1 protein-coding gene and 1 pseudogene are annotated in these 907 nt (G+C 76.7%); one reads left to right on the plus strand and one right to left on the minus strand.

All coding sequences use genetic code 11. From position 1 onward, the window contains the following. A partial coding sequence (locus AC1DXV_RS35030; RefSeq protein ID WP_477938102.1) for a ComF family protein occupies positions 1 to 461 on the minus strand: 461 nt, incomplete at its 3' end. A 49-nt stretch (positions 462 to 510) separates the two neighbouring features. Here AC1DXV_RS35030 and AC1DXV_RS35035 point away from each other — a divergent pair. Further along, positions 511 to 907 (plus strand): annotated as a pseudogene (locus AC1DXV_RS35035) (biotin synthase); the annotation flags it as partial.

Consider the following 907-nt stretch of genomic DNA (forward strand, 5'->3'; position numbering starts at 1 on the left):
GCGGTGGCGCGCACCCGCAGCAGCAGGCGCGCGTCGGCGCGGGCCGGGCTGGCGGCCGCGAGCCGGCGGGCCAGCTCCCAGGCCTGGTTGAAACCGCGCTCGCGCAGCCGCTCCGGCGCGAGCGGCACCGGCAGCAGCCACTGCGGCCACGCGGCGGCATCGCGCTGCCGGGCCGCGAGGATGCGCGCGGCCAGCGCATCCGCCAGGTCGAGCGCGCCGCTGAACTTGAAGCGGGTGATCAGGCCGGACCACGGGTGGGCGTAGCCGGTGCCGGCATACGCTGCATCGAAGGGGGGCGGTGCCAGTACGCAGGCCCCGCAGGTGGCGACGCCCGGCGGCACCTCGAGCGCGCAGCGGGTGCAGCGTGGCGCGGTGTCGGCGAAGCGCTGCACGCAGGCCCGGCAGACGCGGGCCGCCGGGCCGCTGTCCCAGCCCTCGCACACCGCACACGAAGAGGGCATGTGGCGGAGCAGGCGCGAGAAGATCACCGGCTCAATATACTGCCCGCCGATGAGCGATTCCCCTGCGGCCGACACCTCGCGGCGCTTCGACCGTGCGGTCGTCGCGCGGGCGCTGCGCCGGCTCGCCGTGGCGCCGCAGGCGCCGTGGCTGCACGGCGAGATCGCGCGGCGCATGGCCGAACGGCTCGCGATCGTGCGCAAGCAGCCGGACGCGATCGCCGACTGGTGGAGCTTCGGCGGCGCCGGTGCCGAGCACCTGGCGCGCGCCTACCCGCAGGCGCGCCGCATCGCGGTCGAGCCGACGCCGGCGCTGCGCGAGCGCAGCGCGCAGCTCGCGAAGGCGCCGTGGTGGTCGCCCAAGCGCTGGAGCGGCGCGCCGGTGACGGTGCTGTCCGCCGACCAGGTCGAGCCCGGCAGCGTGCAGCTGGTCTGGGCCAACATGATGC

Source organism: Rhizobacter sp. P3_C12, from assembly GCF_056402735.1.